Raw genomic sequence first — 20,144 nt, 5'->3', positions numbered from 1 at the left:
CCTCGCCCTCGTGGCGAGGGCCCATGCCGGCGGCTGCTCAGACAAAGACCGTGCTCGAAAGGTCTGAGCGGCTGAACCATGGATCCTCGCCACAAGGGCGAGGAAAGCGAGTTAAGGAACCTCCTCCCGGCGAGAGGCTCCTCGCGAGCGCGCCCTTCACCGCCAAGCTGCAACCCGCTAACAACGCCGCCATGCGCATCGTCGTCGTCGGAGCCTACGGGCTGATCGGATCCTACGTGACCGCCCGCCTGCTGGCCGACGGCCATGCGGTGGTCGGGGTCGGCCGCGACCTGACCCAGGCCCGCCGGCGATTCCCGAGCGTCGACTGGCGCGCCGCCGACCTGCGCACCGCCACCGCCGCCGACTGGACCGCCCTGCTGACCGGCGCCGACGCCGTGGTCAATTGCGCCGGCGCCCTGCAGGACGGCCCGCGCGACGACCTGAAGGCCGTCCACGCCGACGCCGTCGCCCGCCTGATCGAAGCCTGCGACGCGACCGGCGCGCGCCTGGTCCACATCTCGGCGGCCGGCGTCGCGCCGGGCCGCGCCGATCCCTTCGGCGCCACCAAGCAGGCGGCCGAAAGCCTGATCGCGCAAAGCGCCATCGACTGGATCATCCTCAAGCCTGGCCTGGTGATCGCGCCGGCGGCCTATGGCGGAACGGCGCTGCTGCGGGCGCTGGCGGCGTTCCCGCTGGCGATCCCCGCCGTGCATGCGCAGGCCCGCGTCCAGGTCGTGGCCGCCGAGGACGTCGCCGCCGCGGTGGCGACCGCGATCCGCCCCGAGACCGCGTCCGGCCAGAGCCTCGACCTCGTCCATGCCGAACCGATCGCCCTCTCCGACCTGCTGATCCGGCTGCGCGGCTGGCTGGGCCTGGCCCCCGCCCCCGTCATCGCCCTGCCGCCCGCCGTAGCGGCGATCCCGGCCAAGGCCGCCGACGCCCTGGCCTTCCTCGGCTGGCGCAGCCCGATGCGCAGCGCCGCCCTTCAGCAGTTGCGCCTGGGCGTGGCCGGCGACAGCGCCGACGCCGCGCGGCTGGGCCTGGTTCCCAAGTCTCTCGACCAGATTCTGGCGGCCATGCCGTCGGGCGTGCAGGAGCGCTGGTTCGCCAAGGCCTGGCTGGCCAAGCCGCTGATCCTGGCGACCCTCTGCGCCTTCTGGCTGGTCTCGGGTCTGATCGGGATCACGGTGAGCCGCGACGCCGCCGTCGCCCTGCTGACCAGCGCCGACATGCCCGAACACCTCGCCAGGACCTTCGTGATCGGCGGCGGGATCGTCGATGTCGCCCTGGCCCTGATGGTCGCCCATCGCCGCACCGCGCGCCTGGCCTTGCTGGGCATGATCGCCGTCACCGCCGGCTACCTGGCGGGCGGGGCGATCGTGCGCCCCGACCTGTGGCTGGATCCGCTGGGCCCGCTGGTGAAGAGCATTCCCGCCGCCGTGCTGGCGATCGCCGCCCTCGCTTTGCTGGACGAACGTTGATGGACCTCTATCTCCTGCTGAAGGCCGCCCACGTGGTCGGCGCCACCGTGCTGCTGGGCACAGGGGCCGGCATCGCCTTCTTCATGCTGATGGCCCACCGCACCGGCCAGCCGGCCCTGATCGCCCATACCGCCCGGGTGGTGGTGATCGCCGACACCGTGTTCACCGCCACCGCCGTGGTCATCCAGCCGATCACCGGCGCCGCCCTGGCCCATGTGGTCGGCTATCCGCTGTTCAGCGGCTGGATCGGGCTGAGCCTAGTGCTCTACGTGGTCACCGGGCTGTGCTGGCTGCCGGTGGTCTGGATCCAGATCCGCCTGCGCGACCTGGCCGACGCCGCCGCCAAGGCCGGCGAGCCCCTGCCCGAGCGCTACCACCGCCTGTTCCGCATGTGGTTCGTGCTAGGCTTCCCCGCCTTCGCCGCCGTGCTGGCCATCGTCTGGCTGATGCTGGCCAAGCCGAGCTTCTGACCATGACCGCCTACACGACCGCTGAAGTTGCCCGCCTCGCCGAACGGCTGCTGGACCGCAGCCTGCCCAAGGCCGAATGGACCCACGCCGCCCACCTGACGGCCACCCTGCGCCTGGTGCGCACTCGGAACGCGGGGCTGGAGCGCGACCTGCCGGGGATCATCCGCGCCTACAACGAGGCCGTCGGCGGGGTGAACGACGACGCCAACGGCTATCACGAGACCATCACCCAGGCCTATCTGGCCGCCATCCGGGGCTTCGTGACCGCCCAGCCGGCAGAGCTCGACGACGGCGAAGCCGCCGCCCGCCTGCTGGCCACGCCGCTGGGCGACAAGGCCTGGCCGCTGGGCTTCTGGTCGCGCGAACGGCTGTTCAGCGTCGAGGCCCGTCGCGGCTGGATGGAGCCCGACCTCGCACCGCTGGACCACGGCCCGCCGGAGCACGCGCGGTGACCCTGATCCTCACCCTGGCCCTGCTGGCGGCCAACCTGTTCTGCTTCCTGCTGTTCGCCCACGACAAGGCCGCCGCCGTGCACGGCGAGCGGCGCGTGCCCGAGCGCGTGCTGCTGCTGTCGGCGGCGATGTGCGCCGCGCCCGGCGCGCTGCTGGCCCAGCGCTGGCTGCGCCACAAGACCCGCAAGCAGCCGTTCGGCGCCTGGCTGACCCTGATCGTCTTCGCCCAGGCCTGCGCGGTCGCCGGCCTCGTCGTTCTGGCCTATCGAGCCCCATGACCCAGCGCCTTCTGACCTTGCTCCGCGGCAAGACCCCCATCCGCCCGCTGGACGCCCTGAAGGGCGGCGGCGGCGCGCTGCTGGGCCTGCTGTTCGCGGGCCTCCTGGGACGCTTCGCGGTCGGCGGCGGCGACTGGCTGCATCCGCTGCTGGTCGCGCCGATCGGGGCCTCGGCGGTGCTGATCTTCGCCGTTCCCGCCAGTCCGCTGGCCCAGCCGCGCGGCGTGATCGGCGGCAACGTCGTCTCGGCCTTCATCGGCATAACCGTGGCCATGCTGCTGCCGAACCAGCCGCTGGTCGCAGCCCCCCTGGCCGTGGGCCTGGCGATCGCCGCTATGATCCTGCTGGGCTGCCTGCATCCGCCTGGCGGCGCGGTGGCGCTGATCACCGTCATCGGCGGACCGGCCGTGACCAAGGCCGGCTACCTCTTCGCGCTCAATCCGGTGGCCGTGGATTCGGTGCTGCTGGTCTGCGCCGGCATGGCCTGGAACCGGCTGGTCGGCCGCTCCTATCCGCACAGGGCCCCCGCCCCGCCGCCGAGTCCCCACGGCACGGCCGATCCCCTGCCCGCCTCGCGCATCGGCTATGACGCCGGCGACCTCGACAAGGCCCTGGCCCGCTACGGCGAGTTGCTCGACGTCAGCCGCGAGGACCTCGACGTCCTGTTCCGCGAGGTCGAGATCCAGGCCCACCAGCGCCTGCATTCGCAGATCCGCTGCGGCGAGGTGATGTCGCGCGACGTCATCCGCCTCGACCGCACCCAGTCGGCCGAAAGCGCCCTGGCCTTCCTGCAGAGCCACGACCTGCGCGCCGCCCCGGTGGTCGACGAGGACGGCCGCGTCATCGGCATGGCCCGCCGCGCCGAACTGCAGGCCAACCGCCGCCGCACGGTCGAGGCCGCGCTTGACCCGTTCGTTCACCGGGTGCGCGAGGGCACGCCGATCGCCGCCCTGCTGCCGATCCTCTCCAGCGGCCAGACCCACGAGGCCATGGTCGTCGACGGCGACCGCCGGCTGGTGGGCGTGATCACCCAGACCGACCTGATCGCCGTGCTCTATCGCGCCCACATCGTCGAGAGCGTGCTGTGACGACGCTTGACTGACGCGCGCGTCGCCGCGCCATGCTGAGGCAAATCCATAGGGGAAACGCCATGCTCGTCGTCCACCACCTGAACAACTCGCGCAGCCAGCGCGTGCTGTGGCTGCTGGAGGAGCTGGGCGTCCCCTACGAGGTCAAGCGCTACGAGCGCGACGCCAAGACCATGCTGGCCCCGCCCGAACTGCTGGCCATCCACCCGCTGGGCAAGTCGCCGGTGATCACCGACGGCGACAAGACCATCGCCGAGACCGGCGCCATCATCGAATACATCCTCGACACCTACGGGAACGGCCGCCTGATTCCGCCGGCCGGCACGCCCGAGCGCCTTCGCTTCACCTACTGGCTGCACTACGCCGAAGGTTCGGCCATGACGCCGCTGCTGCTGAAGCTGGTCTTCACCGCCCTGCCCGCCCGCGCCCCGGGACTGCTGAAGGGCCTGGTCAAGACCATCGCCGCCAAGGCCCAGTCGGGCTTCGTCGATCCGCAGCTGAAGAGCCACATCGACTACTGGAACGGCGAGCTGTCCAAGTCCGAATGGTTCGCCGGCCCGGAATTCACCGCCGCCGACGTGATCATGAGCTTCCCGCTCGAAGCCGCCGTGTCGCGCGCCGGAGCCGGATCGCGCCCCAAGGTGAAGGCCTTCCTCGACCGCATCCATGCCCGTCCGGCCTATCGCGCCGCCCTTCAGCGCGGCGGCGAGTACGCCTACGCCGACTGACAGGAAGTTCTGCAACTCACGGCCGAGCTTGCGCCTGCGACACGGCGACGCTCGGCCGCGATCTTAAGACTTCACACACCACGGATGCGCAAAACCTCTCCCTAGAAGCCGCCAGTCCATGGCTAAGCTTGCCCGGAGATCAAGGTTGTCCCTGTCGCGTGTTCGAACCTGGCGTGATCTGCTTCACGCTCTCGGTCGGACATTGGCCGCAACCTCCGCGATCATCGTCACTCTACTGGCCGTAACGTTGTCCAGCGCCTCGCCGCGCGACCCCGGACGCGTGGCCGCCTTGTTCCCCCCCTGGTGGACCCCCGCCCGCGCCGCCGGCGCCGCCACCTCGGCCGGCGACATATCCGGCGCCGGCGCGGTTCCCTTCATCCTGATCCTGCGCGGCGACCCGGCCACGCTGGGCGGCCGCCTGCGCGCCGCCGGCGCCATAGCCCTGCTCGACCCCGACGCCGCCGGCGTCTGCGCCAAGACCGTCCTGGAGCCCCGTCCATGAGCACGAAGCCCTCGAACCTCGACGCGCAGCGCCGCTCGGGCGGCAGGCTGATCCTGCTGCTGACCGCCCTGATGGCCCCGATCGTCATCGCCGCCCGCTTCCTGGTCGGCGAACCCGTGCCGGGCATGGCCGTCGCCACGATCATGGTCACCGCCCTGGCGGCCGGCGCCGTCCTGCATCGCGGCGAGACGGCCACGGGCCGCATCCTGTCGGGCGTGGCGCTGATGGCCCAGGTCTCGCTGCTGGTCGCCGCCCTGGGGGGCCACGACTGGCAGATCGACATGCACATGGCCTATTTCGCCGCCCTGGCCCTGCTGGTGGTCTATTGCGACTGGACCGTCATCGCCGCCGCCGCCGCCACGGTCGCCGTGCACCACCTGTCGCTCAGCTACCTGCTGCCCAGCGCCGTGTTCCCCGGCTCAGCGAGCCTTGGCCGGGTGCTGGTCCACGCCGTCATCCTGATCGTCGAGGCCGGCGCCCTGATCGCCGCGACCTTGAGCATCCACCGGGTCATCGGCCTGGCCGAGCGCGCCCGCGCCAAGGCAGAGGCGGCGATGCAGGAGGCCCGCGAGGCCGACGCCGCCGCCGACAGCGCCCGCCGCTCGGAAGAGGAAGGCCGCATCGCCCACGCCGCCGTCCAGGCCGCCTCCGAACGCCAGCGCGCCGACATGGTCGACGCCCTCGCCGCCAGCCTGTCGCGCCTGGCCAAGGGCGACCTCTCTGTGCGCCTGGTCGAAGAATTCTCGGAAGCCTACGAACAGCTGCGCGCCGACTTCAACCAGGCGGCCGGAAAGCTGGCCGGGGCTCTGGCCATCATCGACGAACGCGCCTCGGGCGTGCGCCACGGCTCGGACCAGATCGCCGACGCCGCCGCCAACCTTTCGCGCCGCACCGAGCAGCAGGCCGCCAACCTGGCCGAGACCGCCAGCGCCATGGACGAGATCACCGCCACGGTCGGGCAGACGGCCGACGGCGCCCGCAAGGCCGCCGCCGTCGTGGCCCGCGCCCGCGACGACGCCCGTCGCTCCGGCGAGGTGGTCGGCGAGGCTGTCGACGCCATGGGCGCGATCGAGACCTCGGCCACCCAGATCTCGCGGATCATCGGGGTGATCGACGAGATCGCCTTCCAGACCAACCTCCTGGCCCTGAACGCCGGGGTCGAGGCCGCGCGTGCGGGCGAGGCCGGCAAGGGCTTCGCCGTGGTCGCATCGGAGGTTCGCGCCCTGGCCCAGCGTTCCGCCGAGGCCGCCAAGGAGATCAAGACCCTGATCACCACCTCGACCCGCCAGGTCGGCGAAGGCGTCGAGCTGGTCGGCCGCACTGGCGAGGCGCTGGAGCGTATCGTCTCGCAGATCGCCGAGATCGACGGCCTGGTCTCCGAGATCGCCGCCAGCGCCCAGCACCAGGCCCAGGGCCTGACCCAGGTCAACACGGCGGTGAATCAGATGGACCAGGTGCTGCAGCAGAACGCGGGCCTGGTGGAGGAAACCGCCGCCGCCACCCATGCGCTGAACGACGACGCCGGCGAGCTGGCCCGCCTGGTCGGCCAGTTCCAGCTGCCGGGAGATCGCCTGGCGGCGACGGCGACGCGCGGTCCGCGACGGGCCTGAGGACCACCCGCCGTCGTCAGCTTGGCCACGCAACCCTTAGGGCGCGTGAGGCTTGCTTATCCGGAATGCGGCGCCTATCCTCTCAGCCCCCGGTCGCGATCGCCAGCGACTGGAAGTCTTCCTCCCTTAGGGCGAACCGAGCTAAAATCCACAATGGAAAAAGTGCCGATGACCGTCGTGGGTTATCAAACCCTCGACGAAGAACTGAAGCGTTTGAAGACGATCGAACGGCCCGCCGTGATCGCCGCGATCGCCGAGGCGCGCTCGCACGGCGACCTCTCGGAAAACGCCGAGTATCACGCCGCCAAGGAACGCCAGGGCTGGATCGAAGGCCAGATCGCCGAGATCGAGGACAAGATCGCCCGCGCCCAGGTCATCGACGTCTCGAAGCTCTCCGGCTCGCAGGTGAAGTTCGGCGCCACGGTCAGCGTGGTCGACGAGGACACCGAAGAAGAAGCCCGCTACCAGATCGTGGGCGACCATGAGGCCGACGTGAAGTCGGGCCGCATCTCGCTGAGCTCGCCGCTGTCGCGCGCCATGATCGGCAAGGAAGTCGGCGAAGTGGTCGAGGTCAACACGCCCGGCGGCGTGAAGGCCTACGAGATCCTCAAGGTCGAGTGGGTCTAGGCTTCAGCCCTAACCCCGCCATAAAGTCCGGCCAATCGCCGCGGAGTCGCCTGTTCAGGGTGGTTCCGCGGCGTTCGCCGTTTTGAGGGCTGGAGCGATGAGCGCCAATCAGACGCCAGGTCCCGAACCGTTGACCATCTGGGCCGTCTCGGACGGTCGCGCCGGCATCGAGGCCCAGGCCGTGGGCCTGGCCGAGGCCATAGCCCGCAAGCGTCCGGCCCGGATCGTGGTCAAGCGCGTCTCCTGGAAGGGCCGCACCGGCCGCCTGCCCTGGTGGCTGACCTGGCTGCCGCGCCGCTGGCTGACGCCCGAGAGCGAGATCACCGCGCCCTGGCCCGACCTGTGGGTCGCCGCCGGCCGCGCCACCCTGCCCCTGTCGATCCGCCTGAAGAAATGGTCGGGCGGCAAGACCTATGTCGTGCAGATCCAGGACCCGCGCGTCCCGGCCCACATGTTCGACCTGGTGATCCCGCCCAAGCACGACCGCCTGACCGGCGACAACGTGGTGCCGATCACCGGCTCGCCGCATCGGGTCAGCCAAGCCCGCCTCGACGCCGAGTACGAGAAGTTCAAGGACGCCATCGAGGCCCTGCCCCGCCCGCGCGTGGCGGTGCTGCTGGGCGGCAAGTCCAAGGCCTTCGACCTGCCGGTCGAGCGCGCGGCCCAGATGGCGCACGAGATCCAGCTGCCGCTGGAGCAGGAGGGCGGCAGCCTGCTGATGACCTTCTCGCGCCGCACGCCCGAGCCGGCCCGCGCCCTGCTGGCCGCACGCCTGCGCGACCTGCCCGGCATCATCTGGGACGGCGAAGGCCCCAACCCCTACTTCGCCTTCCTGGCCGCGGCCGACTACATCCTCGTCACCGAGGACTCGACCAACATGGCCACCGAGGCCGCCTCGACCGGCAAGCCGGTGTTCATCCTCAAGATGGAGGGCCACAGCGTGAAGTTCCGCCTCTTCCACGAGGAGCTGGAGCGCCAGGGCGCGGCCCGCCCCTATGGCGGCGCGTTTCACGGCTGGACCTACGAGCCGGTCGACGAGACCGGCCGCGCCGCCGCCGAGGTGCTGGCGCGGATGGACGCCCGCAAGGCCGGAGCCTAGCCTGGCGCGATGATCCTCGCCGTCCTGCAGGCCCGCATGAGCTCCACCCGCCTGCCGGGCAAGGTGCTGATGCCGATCGTGCGCGCGCCGATGATCATCCGCCAGATCGAGCGCGTCGCCCGCTCGCGCCGCATCGACCGGCTGGTGGTCGCCACCAGCACCGATCCCCTGGACGACGCCATCGAGGCGGCGGTGCGCCGCGACGGAATCGCCGTGCATCGCGGGCCGCTCGACAACGTGCTCGAACGCTTTGTCGGCGCGCTGGACGCCTATCCGGCCGAGCAGGTGGTGCGCCTGACCGCCGACTGCCCGCTGGCCGATCCGACCATCATCGACGCGACCATCGACCTGCACCTGTCGTCGGGCGCCGACTACACCAGCAACAGCCCCGAGGGCGCGGCCTACCCCAAGGGTCTCGACGTCGAGGTGATCACCGCCGCCGGCCTGCGCCGCGCGGCCGCGCAGGCCGACAGCCCCGAGGCCCGCGAGCACGTCACCTGGGACGTCTGGAACAATCCCGACCGCTGGAACCTGGCCTGGCTGCCGGACGCCCCCGGCCAAGGGGAAGTGCGCTGGACCGTCGACCGGCCCGACGACTACGCCTTCGTGGCGGCGGTCTATGACGCGCTCTATCCGCAGAACCGCGCCTTCACCTCTAACGACGTGCGGGCCTTTGTGAGAAGCCGGCAAGACCTGCTGAACTACGGCGGCGACCGGCGGGCCTGAGGTCAGGTGCGACAATCCCGCGCCATCCCTTAAGGACAGGGTTAACAAAGTATTCGGCAAAGCGGCCCCAGGCTGTAGGCGCGACCGCTCCACCGGTTCGCGCCAGCTTTTGAGGGGCCTCCGGTTCGGGGGCGGACGGACATGCGCGCCCTGCCGGACATCCGGGGTCTGAAGTACCCCGACGAGTTCATCGCCCGCCACTTCTTCAAGCGCGGCCTGCACCAGCGCGCCGGCAAGGTGGTGGAGCTGGGCGGCGGCACGGGCAACAACCTGTCGCTCTACGCCGCCTATGGCTGGACCCTGGTCAATGTCGACTATTCGGCCGCCGCGCTGGAAGACGCCCGCTGGAACCTCGGCGAAGCCGCGACCCTGATCCAGGCCGACCTGTCGCTGGGCCTGCCCGACGGAATCGAGGGCCCGATCGACGTCCTGCTGATCCCCAACCTGCTCTGCTACCTGACCAACGCCCAGGCCCACCGGGTGCTGACCGCCGTGCGCGAGAAGCTGGCCCCGAACGCCGAGGTGTTCGTGCGCACCCGTCTGGTCGACGACTATCGCTACGGCCGCGGCGTCGCCGAGGAGCCCGACGGCTTCCGCCTGGCCACGCCGGAGACCGGCGAAGCGGGCCTCTTCAACCTGTTCTACACCGAGGCGGGCCTGGTGAACCGCCTGCGCGACGAGCTGGGCCTGCGCGAGCCCGACGTCTTCCGCGTCAGCTTCGACAACCTGCAAGCCGGCGTCCGCGTGCCGCGCAACAGCGACCTCGTGGTCTGGGGGACCGCCTCGTGAGCGGTCGCATCCGCATCGTCGGCGGCGGCCTGACCGGGATCATGGCCGCCTTCGAGGCCCATCGCCTGGGCTGGCGCAACATCGAGCTGCATGAACGCTTCGACGCCCTGGGCGGGGTGGCCCGCCCCAAGGTCGTGAACGGCGCGGAGATGCGCGACGGCTGCGTCTATTTCGGCCCCCAGGGCGACGCCCTGGTCGAGCGCCTGAAGGCGCAGGGCGCGGCGTTCGAGACCTTCGACAACCGCTTCGGCTCGCTCAGCCTCGACGGCGCGGGCAAGCGGGTCTTCACCTGGGACTTCGGCGGTCCGGCCGTCGACTGCGCCAGCCTGCGCATCGCCCGCCCGGCCGGCGACAGCCTGGCCGACCGCATCGCCGCCTACCCCTCGCCCATCGCCGAGACCCTGGCCGAATACTGCCGCTGGCACCTGGGCGCGGACCTTGCCGCCGTGCACGGCGAGGCGGCTATCCCACTGGCCATCAACCGCGTCTATCCGGCCGGCGCCGAGACCCCGGCCCTGGTCGCCCTCAAGGCCTCGAATGAATGGGCCGACGAGCTGTACGGCGTGCCGCGCGGCCTGTCGGGCCGCACCGCCAACGTCACCGCCAGCCTGCCGAGCGGCGGCTTCACGGCCCTGTTCGAGACCTGCCGCCGCGCGCTGGAAGCCCTGGGCGTCGACATCCGCTTCGAGAGCCTGATCTCGCCCCGCCAGGTGATGGCCGAGCACGCGGCGGGCGACACCGTCGTCTGGGCCGCCAATCCGACGCCGCTGTTCAAGCCGATGGGCCTTTCGACCCCCTCGCTGGTGAAGAAGAGCTTCTTCACCTACGTCTTCGAAGCCGAGTTCGACGGCCCCTGCCCGGTCTACGTCCAGAACTTCACGGCCAAGGGCGACTGCTTCCGGGCCTATCTGTACGAAAGCGGCGGCAAGACCCTGGTGGTGGCCGAGTGCGTGCACGAGGCCGATCTGCGCGCCCTGCCCGGCGAGATCCGCGGCCTGCTTTCGGGCTTCGGATCGCTGAAGACCGGCGCCCTGCTGCATTCGGGCGCCCAGCCGCGCTGGATCTATCATTCGCGCGACGCCATCACCGGTCTTGGCCAGCTGCGCACGAAGCTGACCGAGCGCTTCGGCGCCGCCTTCGTCTGCGGGGCCTGGGAGCCCTACGGCAAGAGCGCCAAGCTGGCCGAGGTCGACGCCGCCCTCGCCCAGGCCTGGACCGCCCCCGCCGCCGGCGGCCTGGCCCTGACCGGATGAGCGCCGCCTCGCCCCCGAAGACGGCGGCGATCATGCAGCCGACCTATCTGCCCTATCTCGGCTATTTCCAGCTGATGGCGGCCAGCGACGTCTTCGTGTTTCTCGACGACGTCCAGTTCGCCCGCCGCTCCTGGCAGTCGCGCAACCGGATCCTCACCGCCCAGGGCGAACTCATGCTGACGGTTCCGGTCAAAAAGCACGACCGCGACACGCCGATCCACGCCATCCGCATCGACGACGGCCAGCCCTGGCGCGACAAGCACCTGGCCGCCATCCGCCACGCCTACTGTAAGCGGCCGTTCTTCACGGAAGGCTTTTCTTTCGTGTCCGAACATCTGGCCCGCGAGCCAGACGGCGCCCTGGCCGACCTGACCTGCGGCCTGGCCCAGGCCGCGGCCGAGCAGATCGGTATCGAGACACGTTTCGTCCGCGCCTCGAGCCTGAACGCGGCCGGCGCCCGCTCCGAACACCTGCTGGCCATCTGCCGCGCGGTCGAGGCTACCGAGTACGTCTCGCCGACCGGCTCGGCCGACTACATGGAAGAGGACGGCGTCTTCGCCGCCGCCGGCTTCCCGGTCCGCTTCAAGCCCTGCCGCCTTCCGGAGTACCCGCAGGGCCGGCCCGAGTTCGCGCCCTATATGAGCTTCGTCGACGCCCTGATGAACGTCGGCTGGAGCGGCCTGAAGGGGCTGGTGGCCGCCTAGCCGGCCACCATGTCCCAGGCCAGGGGCTCGCCGCGGGTCAGGGCGCGGGCGGCGGGACGGCCCAGAACCTTGTCGAGATCGGCCGGCGGCAGGCCGTTGCCAGGACGCACCGAGCGGACATTGTCGCGGGTTAGAACCGCGCCGGCCGGCACGTCGGCGGTGACGTAAAGCGAGCGGCGGAACAGCAAGGAACCCTGCTCGGAGCCCAGCACGTCGTAGTGGGCGCGGCCCAGCGAGGCCCAGGCGTTCTTCGTATCGTCGACCAGGGCCTTGAACTCGGCCGGCTCCAGGCTGAAGGCGGCGTCGGGGCCGCCGTCGGCTCGGGCCAGGGTGAAATGCTTTTCGACCGCGCAGGCGCCGACCGACACCGCCGCCACAGAGGCCGCCGTGCCCGGCGTGTGGTCCGACAGGCCGATCGGGCAACCGAAGCGGGCGGCCATGTCGGCCACGGTCCGCACGTTGGCGTCGGCGAAGGTCGCCGGATAGCTCGACACGCAATGCAGCAGCAGCACGCCCGGCGCACCGGCTTCCAGGGCGGTGTTCCGAGCGGTCTCGATCTCGGCCAGGTTGGCCATGCCGGTCGAGATGATCAGCGGTTTGCCCTGCGCGGCCGCATAGCGGATCAGCGGCAGGTCGACGGCCTCGAACGACGCGATCTTGTAGGCCGGGGCGTCCAGGCCAGCGAGCAGGTCGACCGCCGTTTCGTCGAACGGGCTGGAAAAGATGGTCACGCCGCGCTTGCGGGCCCGCTCGAAGATGGCCGCGTGCCATTCGAACGGGGTGTGAGCCTCCTCGTACAGTTCGTACAGGCTGCGCCCGTCCCACAGACCGCCGTGGATCTTGAACTCGGGCCGGTCGACGTCGAGCGTGATGGTGTCGGCGGTGTAGGTCTGGATCTTGATGGCGTCGCAGCCGGTGTCGGCGGCGGCGTCGACCATATCCAGGCAGCGGTCGAGGCTGCCGTTGTGGTTCCCCGACAGCTCGCAGATCACATAGGGTGGATGGTCCGCACCGATCTTGCGGCCGGCGATCTCGATTTCGGGCGAAGCGGTCATGGGCGGAAACTCACGCGGTTTGTCCCCCTATTAACCCTGAAATCGTGGACGAGCCGTCAATCCCCGCCGCCACCGCCGCCGTCTCCCCCGCAGCCGCCGTCCGAGGACGAGCCGCAGTCGGACGAGGAAGATGAGGAGCTGCTGTCCGAAGAGTGGGTCGAGCCGCTGTCGCCGCCGTCGCCCCTCTTGCCGCCGGCCTTGGCCTGCGCCGGCTTGGCGACCTGCAGCGCCGTGCCCAGACCGCCGCCGATGGCGATGCCCACGCCGATGCCGATCGCCAGGTTGTCGAGCGCCAGCCCCAGCGCGACGCCGATCATCGTCCCGATGCCGATCCCGATGTTCAATCCGCCCTTCATGGGTACCCCAAAACCATCGCAACGGCGCGGAATCGACACTATATGTTCGCCCATGTCCACCACCGCTCCCCGCCAGACGCGCTGCCTGATCATCGGTTCGGGCCCCGCCGGCTACACCGCCGCCATCTACGCCGCCCGCGCGCTGCTCAAGCCCGTGCTCATCGCCGGCATCCAGCCGGGCGGCCAGCTGACCATCACGACCGATGTCGAGAACTATCCCGGCTTCGCCGATGTCATCCAGGGCCCTTGGCTGATGGACCAGATGCGCGCCCAGGCCGAGCACGTGGGCACCGAGTTCGTCAGCGACATCGTCACCAGCGTCGACCTCAGCAAGCGTCCGTTCGTGGTCAAGACCGACAGCGGCCAGCACTGGATCGCCGAGACGATCATCATCGCCACCGGCGCCCAGGCCAAGTGGCTGGGCCTGGAGAGCGAGAGCAAGTTCCAGGGCTTTGGCGTTTCGGCCTGCGCCACCTGCGACGGCTTCTTCTATCGCAACAAGGAAGTCGTGGTGGTCGGCGGCGGCAACACGGCCGTCGAGGAAGCCCTGTTCCTGACCAGCTTCGCCAGCAAGGTCACCCTGGTGCACCGCAAGGACGAACTGCGGGCCGAAAAGATCCTGCAGGAGCGCCTGCTGGCCCATCCGAAGGTCGAGGTGGTCTGGGACAGCGTCATCGACGAAGTCGTCGGCGACAGCGACCCGATGGGCGTGACCGGCGTGCGCCTGAAGAACATCAAGACCGGCGAGTTCACCGAGCTGAAGACCGACGGCGTGTTCATCGCCATCGGCCACGCCCCGTCGTCGGAGCTGTTCGCCGGCCAGCTGGAAGTCGGCCCGGGCGGCTACCTGAAGGTCAAGCCGGGCACGGCCTCGACGGCGATCGAGGGCGTCTACGCCGCCGGCGACGTCACCGACGACGTCTACCGCCAGGCCGTGACCGCCGCCGGCATGGGCTGCATGGCCGCCCTGGAAGCCGTGCGGTTCCTCGCCGAGGAAGACCACAAGAAGGCTCACCACCCGATCAGCCACGCCGAGGCCAACGAGATCGGCGCCTGGTAGGGTTGGGTTTGTGAAGTCACGAAGGGGCCGCTCCGAAAGGGGCGGCCCTTTTTCTTTGATGGTCTTCCTGAAGCTGGAGGCTCAACATCTCCGTAAAACCCCCGCGAAAGCGGGGGCCCAGGTGTTTTTATCGTCAAGCGCGGCGGATTGCGAAAAAGCCTGGGTCCCCGCTTTCGCGGGGATTTTACGGGTGGGGGAATGTGGCCGCCAATTCGGCGGCAGCTGAAAACGTCCCCCCTCCGTCGCCTTCGGCGACACCTCCCCCAGAGGGGGAGGATCTCTAGAGGGGATTCAAAAGATTGGGTGGCCGAGGCTTCGGCTTGGGCGGCGGAGGCGGCGCGGCCTCGACGACCGGCGGCGGCGCGGGCTTGGCCGCGGCTTCGGCCTGGACCTCGGGAAGCACTTCCAGGGCCTTGTTGATGCGGGCGATCTCTTCGGGCGTGGCGATGCGGCGGCCCGCGACGCTGCCTTCGACCTTGATGCGCTCGCCGCCCGGCGCGGCCGCGTCGGGAATGATCACCAGCCTGGCGTCCTTCAGGGCCGCGGTCGGGGCCGGACCGCCCAGGGTCTGGGCGAGGTTCTGGGCCAGGACGGCCGGCGGGGCGGCCTCGAGCGTGCGTGGGTCGGCGCCCATCAGGGTGGCGGTCGAGATCCTAGTCTCGCCGCCCGCGTACCGCCCCTTGAAGGCGGCCAACGTTCCCGACGGTCCCGTCCAGCGATAGAAGATGTGCGTGCCCACCTGGCGCAGCTTCACGAGGGTCGGCGCCCAATAGGGCGCCACGTAGTCGGCGTGATAGTGGGTGGCCACGCCCACGTCCTTCATCACGAAGCCCGACAGCGCCCGCCGGGCCACGGCCTGGGCTCGGTCCCACGCGGTCGAAACGACCGTCTTCTCCAGCGAGCCGTCGCAGGTGAAGCTGAACTGGCAACCGGTGCTGCGCAGCGAGCCCTCGTAGATCACCCCGCAGATCGACTTGGGATAACCCGGATGGCGCAGGCGGTTGAGCACGGTCTGGGCCACGGCCTGCTGGCCTTCGGGCCCCTCGTAGCCGGCCTCGAAATAGACCGCCTGGGTCAGGCAGTGCAGCGCCCTCGCCCGCTCCTCGCCGGCGGCCTTCAGCACGAAGGGCCTGGCCGCCTCGATCGGCAGGGGTGCGGGCAGGCGATAGCCGTTGATCAGCCGTGCGTCCTCGAAACCAGGCGCACCATCGCCGAGCACCGGGATCGTGGCGATGTCGATCACCTCCCAGCCCCGTACCCGACCCCAGTAGTCCTTGCGCGGACGCGGATCGTGGCGACGGGCCAGGGCCAGCATGGCCGGGTCCATGTCGGCGGTGTAGCGCGCCAGCCCCGCGTCGGAGAGCGCGCCGGCCTGGCTGGCCACCCCCGCCGCCCGCCCGTGCTGGCGCGGCAGGTGATAGGCGGTGGCGCACGCAGAAAGGCCGCCGACGACGATCAGCGCCGCGGCGGCCTTCTTGCCCGGATGTCGCCTTGAGGACGGCACGCGGGGTGGTCGGATTACTTGCTCAGGGTCGAGCGCAGCATCCAGGCGTGCTTTTCGTGAGCCGCCAGGCGCTGGGTGTAGAGGTCGACCGTGGCCTCGTCGCCGGCCTCGTCAGGGGCCTCGATGGCGCCGCGAAGGGTGGCGATGACCGTCTCGTTGTCGGCCAGGAGTTCCTTGATCATGCCCTCCCAGTCCTTTTCGGCGTCGCCGTCCTTGATGCTGGAGAGGTTGCCGAAGGCGGCGTAGCCCTGCGGCGCCAACTCGCCCAGTGCGCGAATGCGCTCGGCGATCAGGTCCAGAGCGGCCCATTCTTCGTTGTATTGGCCTTCCAGGAGGATGTGCAGGGACTGGAAGTAGGGCCCGCGAACATTCCAGTGATAGCCGTGCGTCTTGAGGTAGAGCGCATAGCTGTCGGCCAGGACCTTGTTCAGTCCCTGCGCGATGTCAGCGCGTTGCTTGGCCGAGATGCCGATGTTCGGAGCGGTCGCCATTCATGATCTCCCGTGTTGCGTGTCCTAGGTAAGCGTGTCCATGCTCTTGGCAAGCCTGCTCATGAGCGCGGAGCAAGAATGAACAAAAATGATCCGCTCGCCCCCACGCCGGCGCCGCGCCGTGCGGCGTCCGCCCTGCTAAGCGCGTGGCTTATACCAGAGGTTCCTCCGCCGTTCTGGCGGGCGGCCCTGGCCGCGATCGTGGCCACGCTGGCGGCGCTGGGCATGCGCTTCGCCCTGCTCGGGCCCGACCAGACCCTGGGCGCGACCCAGGCCTTCTTCCCCGCCATGGTGCTGGTGACTCTGTACGCCGGCTGGCGCTGGGGCCTCGTGCCGATCGTCAGCGGGGCGACGCTCGGCTGGTGGCTGTGGGCTGGCCGCTACGCCGACACCATGAGCGAACCGCAGACCGCCTCGATGGTGCTGTACCTGATCTCGGCCACGGCGACGACGGCGGTGGCCCACGGCATGCGTGAGGCGGTGATAGGCCTGGCCGAGGCCCGCCGCCGCCAGCAGGACGCCGAGACGAGGCTGGACGTGACCCAGGCCGCCGCCGGGGTCGGCCCCTGGGAGTGGGACGTCGCCACCGGCGCCCTGCACCTGTCGCCGGCCGCGCGCCGCAACCTGCGCCTGCCGCTGGAGGGAGCGCTTGATTTCGAGCAGGTGGCCGCCGCCGTCCACCCCGAGGATCGCCCCCGCGTGCAGGCGGAGATTCGGCGGGCGATCAAGAGCGGGCCCCTTTACGAAGTAGAATACCGGCTGGTCGACGGGCCCGACGGCGAACGCTGGATCCATGGCCTGGGCCGGATCGAGCGCGATGCGGCGGGCCGGGCCGTGCGCGTGCTGGGCGTCAATTTCGAGGTCACCAAGCGCCGCCAGGCCGAGGAGGGCCTGCGCGAGAGCGAGGCCCGCTTCCGCGCCCTGGCCGACAGCGCCCCGGCCCTGATGTGGATCACCGGCATGGGCGGCTCGCGCGAGTTCGTCAACGCCGCCTATGTGGACTTCGCCGGGTCGGACTATCGCGACGCCCTGACGCTGGACTGGCGCACCCGCATCCATCCCGAGGACCTGCCGTCCATCCTCAAGGCCCAGATCGCCGGCGAGGCCTCGCGCCGGCCGTTCAGCCTGGAGGCCCGCTATCGCCGGCCCGACGGCCAATGGCGCTGGCTGAAGTCGTTTTCGCAGCCGCGCTATGGTCCCGGCGGCGGTTTCGCCGGCTTCATCGGCATCGCCTTCGACGTCACCGACGCCAAGGAGGCCGAGGCCAAGCTGACCGGCATGAACGAACTCCTGGCCGACAAGGTCGACGCCGCCGTGGCCGAGCGGGATCTGGCCCAGGCCGCGCTCAGCCAGGCGCAGAAGCTGGAGGCCATCGGCCAGCTGACCGGCGGCGTGGCCCACGACTTCAACAACCTGCTGACCGTGGTCATCGGCGCCCTGGACGCCGTGCAGCGCCATCCCGACGACGCGCGTCGGCGCGACAAGATGGTCGACGCGGCGATGACGGCCGCCCGCCGCGGCGAGAAGCTGACCCAGCATCTGCTGGCCTTCGCCCGCCGCCAGCCGCTCAATCCCGAGATTTGCCGGGTGGACCGGCTGATCGCCGAAAGCGAGGCCCTGCTGCGCCGCGCCGTCGGCGAGGTGCTGCCGCTGAAGCTCAGCCTGGGCTCGGGCACGCGCACGGCGCGGATCGACGCGGGCCAGTTCGAGGCCGCCCTGCTGAACCTGGTGGTCAACGCCCGCGACGCCAGCCCGCCCGGCGGAGCGATCACCGTCTCCTCCGCTCCCGAGACCCTCGACAAGCCGCGCGGCGAATTGCAGCCCGGGGCCTATCTGCGCGTCTCGGTGCGCGACGAGGGCAAGGGCATGGACGCGGCCACCATCGCCCGCGCCTTCGAGCCGTTCTTCACCACCAAGGCCTCGGGCAAGGGCACGGGGCTTGGCCTGTCGCAGGTCTACGGCTTCGTGCGCCAGAGCGGCGGCGAGGTGGAGATCGTCTCCAAGCCCGGCGAAGGCGCGACGGTGTCGCTACTGCTGCCGGCCAGCCACGAGGGGGCGATCCTGCAGGAGGCGCCTGTCGCCCCGCCCGCCCCCCGTCCCGGCGTCGAGGTGCTGCTGGCCGAGGACGATGCCGAGGTCGGCGATCTGGTCGAGGCCATGCTGATCGAGCTGGGCCACAACGTGCGGCGAGCCGGCGACGCCGACGAAGCCTTGCAGGTGGCCCGCGCCAATCCGGGCCTTGGCCTGCTGCTTACCGACGTGATGATGCCCGGCGACAAGAGCGGCGTGGACCTAGCCTCCATCCTCTCGGCCGAACGGCCGGAGCTGCCGATCCTGCTGAGCTCGGGCTACACCGGCCAGGAGCTGGCGGAAGCCCGCGCCGCCCCCTGGCCGCTTCTGCGCAAGCCCTATGCGCTGGACGCCCTGGTGCGGGCCATAGACCAGGCCTTCGAGACCCGCCGCCCGCACTGATCGACCTTTGGATCCTTCGGGCGTCCTTGCGCGGCCGCGCGGGATTTTTCGTCCGCATGCTTTGCATTCCCGGAACGAGCGGCTATATGTGGATGGCCCCTTATGCTCACTTTCAGCATAAGCTGCGACGCCGGTCGGAGCCGCAACCTCGGTCCGGCGTTTTTTGAGGCCCAGGAAATGCTCACTTTGAGCATAAGAGAGGACGACATGGCCGACGGTTTCGCGCCCCTCGCCTTCACCGCCGACATCGAGGCGGAAACCGCCGCCGTCTGGGACAAGGTCAAGCACCACGTCACCCCGATGGAGTGGCGTCTGCATGCGCCGCTGATCTCGGAGATCAACCGGATCAAGCGCGAGAAGAACGCCGCCATCCTGGCCCACAACTACATGACGCCGGACATCTTCCACGGCGTGGGCGACTTCGTGGGCGACAGCCTCGCGCTCGCCAAGGAAGCCGCCAAGTCGGACGCCAAGATCATCGTCCAGGCCGGCGTGCACTTCATGGCCGAGACCAGCAAGGTCCTCAGCCCCGATAAGAAGATCCTGATCCCCGACCTTCTGGCCGGCTGCTCGCTGGCCTCGTCGATCACGGGCGCGGACGTGCGGCTGATCAAGGAGCGCCATCCGGGCGTGCCGGTGGTCACCTACGTCAACACCACCGCCGACGTGAAGGCCGAGACCGACATCTGCTGCACCAGCGCCAACGCCGTGCAGGTGGTCGAGTGGGCCGCCAAGGAATGGGGAACCGACAAGGTCATCCTGATCCCCGACGAGTTCCTGGCCCGCAACGTCGCCCGCCAGACCAACGTCAAGATCATCGCCTGGGCCGGTCACTGCGAAGTCCATAAGCGCTTCACCGCCCAGGACATCGCCGACATGCGCGCGGCCTGGCCCGGCGCCGAGGTGCTGGCCCACCCCGAATGCCCGGCCGAGATCCTCGAGGCCTCGGACTTCGCAGGCTCGACCGCGGCGATGAACGACTATGTGGCGGCCCGCAAGCCGGCGCAGGTGGTGCTGATCACCGAGTGCTCGATGGCCAGCAACGTCCAGGCCGAAAGCCCCGGTACCCAGTTCATCGGCCCCTGCAACATGTGCCCGCACATGAAGCGGATCACGCTGCAGAACATCTACGACGCCCTGGTGCACGAGCAGTACGAGGTCACGGTCGATGCCGACGTCCTCGACCGCGCCCGCCAGGCCGTGCAGCGGATGATCGACCTGCCCCCGCCCGCCGCCCCGGCCCGCTACGACCTGGTCAAGGCGCGCCACCACGTGGACGTGGAGCTGATTTAACGGGTCTCCTTCCCCCTTGCGGGGAAGGTGGCCGCGAAGCGGTCGGATGGGGGTGTAAGCGCCGACGTCGAACGTCCGGTCCGACACCCCCACCCCACCCCCTCCC

21 protein-coding genes are annotated in these 20,144 nt (G+C 70.2%); 17 read left to right on the top strand and 4 right to left on the bottom strand.

All coding sequences use genetic code 11. The features are described from left to right. Positions 1-191 precede the first annotated feature (191 nt). The 14 genes from P7A99_RS18205 (at position 192) to P7A99_RS18140 (ending at position 11,807) form a co-directional block, all read left to right on the top strand. Positions 192-1,481 (top strand): SDR family oxidoreductase, encoded by a 1,290-nt coding sequence (locus P7A99_RS18205; RefSeq protein WP_277795175.1) that lies wholly within the window; start codon positions 192-194, stop codon positions 1,479-1,481. Then, positions 1,481-1,951, top strand: coding sequence for a DUF2269 family protein (locus tag P7A99_RS18200; protein WP_277795174.1), 471 nt, complete (start codon positions 1,481-1,483; stop codon positions 1,949-1,951). The genes P7A99_RS18205 and P7A99_RS18200 overlap by 1 nt, the downstream gene beginning before the upstream one ends. 2 nt (positions 1,952-1,953) lie before the next feature. Further along, on the top strand, positions 1,954-2,403 hold the full coding sequence (locus tag P7A99_RS18195; protein ID WP_277795173.1) for a hypothetical protein: 450 nt from the start codon (positions 1,954-1,956) through the stop codon (positions 2,401-2,403). Further along, positions 2,400-2,681, top strand: coding sequence for a DUF1294 domain-containing protein (locus P7A99_RS18190; RefSeq protein ID WP_277795172.1), 282 nt, complete (start codon positions 2,400-2,402; stop codon positions 2,679-2,681). The genes P7A99_RS18195 and P7A99_RS18190 overlap by 4 nt, the downstream gene beginning before the upstream one ends. Further along, a complete protein-coding gene (locus P7A99_RS18185) occupies positions 2,678-3,769 on the top strand; it encodes an HPP family protein (RefSeq protein ID WP_277795171.1) in 1,092 nt (363 codons plus the stop codon). The genes P7A99_RS18190 and P7A99_RS18185 overlap by 4 nt, the downstream gene beginning before the upstream one ends. Before the next feature lie 62 nt (positions 3,770-3,831). Next, complete coding sequence (locus P7A99_RS18180; protein ID WP_277795170.1) at positions 3,832-4,497, top strand: glutathione S-transferase family protein; 666 nt, start codon at positions 3,832-3,834, stop codon at positions 4,495-4,497. Positions 4,498-4,699: 202 nt separating this feature from the next. Continuing rightward, positions 4,700-4,999 (top strand): hypothetical protein, encoded by a 300-nt coding sequence (locus tag P7A99_RS18175; RefSeq protein ID WP_277795169.1) that lies wholly within the window; start codon positions 4,700-4,702, stop codon positions 4,997-4,999. Then, complete coding sequence (locus tag P7A99_RS18170) at positions 4,996-6,609, top strand: methyl-accepting chemotaxis protein (RefSeq protein ID WP_277795168.1); 1,614 nt, start codon at positions 4,996-4,998, stop codon at positions 6,607-6,609. The genes P7A99_RS18175 and P7A99_RS18170 overlap by 4 nt, the downstream gene beginning before the upstream one ends. 153 nt (positions 6,610-6,762) lie before the next feature. Further along, positions 6,763-7,236 carry a transcription elongation factor GreA gene (gene greA, locus P7A99_RS18165; protein WP_058349843.1) on the top strand — a complete coding sequence of 158 codons (474 nt, stop codon included), beginning with the start codon at positions 6,763-6,765 and terminating at the stop codon, positions 7,234-7,236. Positions 7,237-7,333: 97 nt separating this feature from the next. Then, the gene (locus P7A99_RS18160) at positions 7,334-8,335 is read left to right on the top strand and encodes a mitochondrial fission ELM1 family protein (protein WP_277795167.1); all 1,002 of its coding nucleotides are present in this window, start codon (positions 7,334-7,336) and stop codon (positions 8,333-8,335) included. A gap of 9 nt (positions 8,336-8,344) precedes the next feature. Beyond that, entirely contained in the window at positions 8,345-9,061 is a 717-nt protein-coding gene (locus P7A99_RS18155) for a cytidylyltransferase domain-containing protein (RefSeq protein WP_277795166.1), read from the top strand. 141 nt (positions 9,062-9,202) lie between these two features. Next, on the top strand, positions 9,203-9,850 hold the full coding sequence (locus P7A99_RS18150; protein ID WP_277795165.1) for a class I SAM-dependent methyltransferase: 648 nt from the start codon (positions 9,203-9,205) through the stop codon (positions 9,848-9,850). Continuing rightward, positions 9,847-11,103, top strand: coding sequence for a flagellin modification protein FlmF (locus P7A99_RS18145; RefSeq protein WP_277795164.1), 1,257 nt, complete (start codon positions 9,847-9,849; stop codon positions 11,101-11,103). Before P7A99_RS18150 ends, P7A99_RS18145 begins: the two co-directional genes overlap by 4 nt. Then, the gene (locus tag P7A99_RS18140) at positions 11,100-11,807 is read left to right on the top strand and encodes a WbqC family protein (RefSeq protein WP_277795163.1); all 708 of its coding nucleotides are present in this window, start codon (positions 11,100-11,102) and stop codon (positions 11,805-11,807) included. Before P7A99_RS18145 ends, P7A99_RS18140 begins: the two co-directional genes overlap by 4 nt. Here P7A99_RS18140 and pseI read toward each other — a convergent pair. Then, on the bottom strand, positions 11,804-12,862 hold the full coding sequence (gene pseI, locus P7A99_RS18135) for a pseudaminic acid synthase (protein WP_277795162.1): 1,059 nt from the start codon (positions 12,860-12,862) through the stop codon (positions 11,804-11,806). The genes P7A99_RS18140 and pseI overlap by 4 nt on opposite strands. 56 nt (positions 12,863-12,918) lie before the next feature. Further along, positions 12,919-13,206, bottom strand: a complete 288-nt coding sequence (locus P7A99_RS18130; protein WP_277795161.1) for a hypothetical protein — start codon at positions 13,204-13,206, stop codon at positions 12,919-12,921. A gap of 64 nt (positions 13,207-13,270) precedes the next feature. On the opposite strand from P7A99_RS18130, the gene trxB reads away from it, so the two are divergent. After that, positions 13,271-14,278 carry a thioredoxin-disulfide reductase gene (gene trxB / locus P7A99_RS18125; protein WP_277795160.1) on the top strand — a complete coding sequence of 336 codons (1,008 nt, stop codon included), beginning with the start codon at positions 13,271-13,273 and terminating at the stop codon, positions 14,276-14,278. Positions 14,279-14,558: 280 nt separating this feature from the next. On the opposite strand, the gene P7A99_RS18120 is transcribed toward trxB, so the two are convergent. Continuing rightward, positions 14,559-15,782, bottom strand: a complete 1,224-nt coding sequence (locus P7A99_RS18120) for a cell wall hydrolase (protein ID WP_277795159.1) — start codon at positions 15,780-15,782, stop codon at positions 14,559-14,561. A 14-nt stretch (positions 15,783-15,796) separates the two neighbouring features. Then, a complete protein-coding gene (locus tag P7A99_RS18115; protein WP_116488582.1) occupies positions 15,797-16,273 on the bottom strand; it encodes a Dps family protein in 477 nt (158 codons plus the stop codon). A 78-nt stretch (positions 16,274-16,351) separates the two neighbouring features. On the opposite strand from P7A99_RS18115, the gene P7A99_RS18110 reads away from it, so the two are divergent. Both P7A99_RS18110 and nadA read left to right on the top strand, forming a co-directional pair. Further along, positions 16,352-18,745, top strand: coding sequence for a PAS domain-containing protein (locus P7A99_RS18110; protein WP_277795158.1), 2,394 nt, complete (start codon positions 16,352-16,354; stop codon positions 18,743-18,745). 207 nt (positions 18,746-18,952) lie between these two features. Beyond that, complete coding sequence (nadA, locus tag P7A99_RS18105; protein WP_277795157.1) at positions 18,953-20,038, top strand: quinolinate synthase NadA; 1,086 nt, start codon at positions 18,953-18,955, stop codon at positions 20,036-20,038. The last annotated feature ends 106 nt before the right edge of the window (positions 20,039-20,144 follow it).

Source organism: Caulobacter endophyticus (genome assembly GCF_029543245.1).
Classification (GTDB): Bacteria; Pseudomonadota; Alphaproteobacteria; order Caulobacterales; family Caulobacteraceae; genus Caulobacter; species Caulobacter endophyticus_A.
The sequence above is the reverse complement of the archived record's forward strand: the minus strand, read 5'-3'. Positions and strand labels throughout refer to the sequence as shown.

Excerpts from the sequence above, each read along its gene's own strand:
- P7A99_RS18155 (WP_277795166.1), top strand. The coding sequence starts at position 8,345 with ATGATCCTCGCCGTCCTGCAGGCCCGCATGAGCTCCACCCGCCTGCCG.
- P7A99_RS18140 (WP_277795163.1), top strand. The coding sequence starts at position 11,100 with ATGAGCGCCGCCTCGCCCCCGAAGACGGCGGCGATCATGCAGCCGACC.
- P7A99_RS18205 (WP_277795175.1), top strand. The coding sequence starts at position 192 with ATGCGCATCGTCGTCGTCGGAGCCTACGGGCTGATCGGATCCTACGTG.
- P7A99_RS18185 (WP_277795171.1), top strand. The coding sequence starts at position 2,678 with ATGACCCAGCGCCTTCTGACCTTGCTCCGCGGCAAGACCCCCATCCGC.
- P7A99_RS18180 (WP_277795170.1), top strand. The coding sequence starts at position 3,832 with ATGCTCGTCGTCCACCACCTGAACAACTCGCGCAGCCAGCGCGTGCTG.
- P7A99_RS18150 (WP_277795165.1), top strand. The coding sequence starts at position 9,203 with ATGCGCGCCCTGCCGGACATCCGGGGTCTGAAGTACCCCGACGAGTTC.
- P7A99_RS18170 (WP_277795168.1), top strand. The coding sequence starts at position 4,996 with ATGAGCACGAAGCCCTCGAACCTCGACGCGCAGCGCCGCTCGGGCGGC.
- trxB (WP_277795160.1), top strand. The coding sequence starts at position 13,271 with ATGTCCACCACCGCTCCCCGCCAGACGCGCTGCCTGATCATCGGTTCG.
- P7A99_RS18195 (WP_277795173.1), top strand. The coding sequence starts at position 1,954 with ATGACCGCCTACACGACCGCTGAAGTTGCCCGCCTCGCCGAACGGCTG.
- P7A99_RS18160 (WP_277795167.1), top strand. The coding sequence starts at position 7,334 with ATGAGCGCCAATCAGACGCCAGGTCCCGAACCGTTGACCATCTGGGCC.
- nadA (WP_277795157.1), top strand. The coding sequence starts at position 18,953 with ATGGCCGACGGTTTCGCGCCCCTCGCCTTCACCGCCGACATCGAGGCG.
- P7A99_RS18200 (WP_277795174.1), top strand. The coding sequence starts at position 1,481 with ATGGACCTCTATCTCCTGCTGAAGGCCGCCCACGTGGTCGGCGCCACC.
- greA (WP_058349843.1), top strand. The coding sequence starts at position 6,763 with ATGGAAAAAGTGCCGATGACCGTCGTGGGTTATCAAACCCTCGACGAA.
- pseI (WP_277795162.1), bottom strand. The coding sequence starts at position 12,862 with ATGACCGCTTCGCCCGAAATCGAGATCGCCGGCCGCAAGATCGGTGCG.
- P7A99_RS18115 (WP_116488582.1), bottom strand. The coding sequence starts at position 16,273 with ATGGCGACCGCTCCGAACATCGGCATCTCGGCCAAGCAACGCGCTGAC.
- P7A99_RS18110 (WP_277795158.1), top strand. The coding sequence starts at position 16,352 with ATGAACAAAAATGATCCGCTCGCCCCCACGCCGGCGCCGCGCCGTGCG.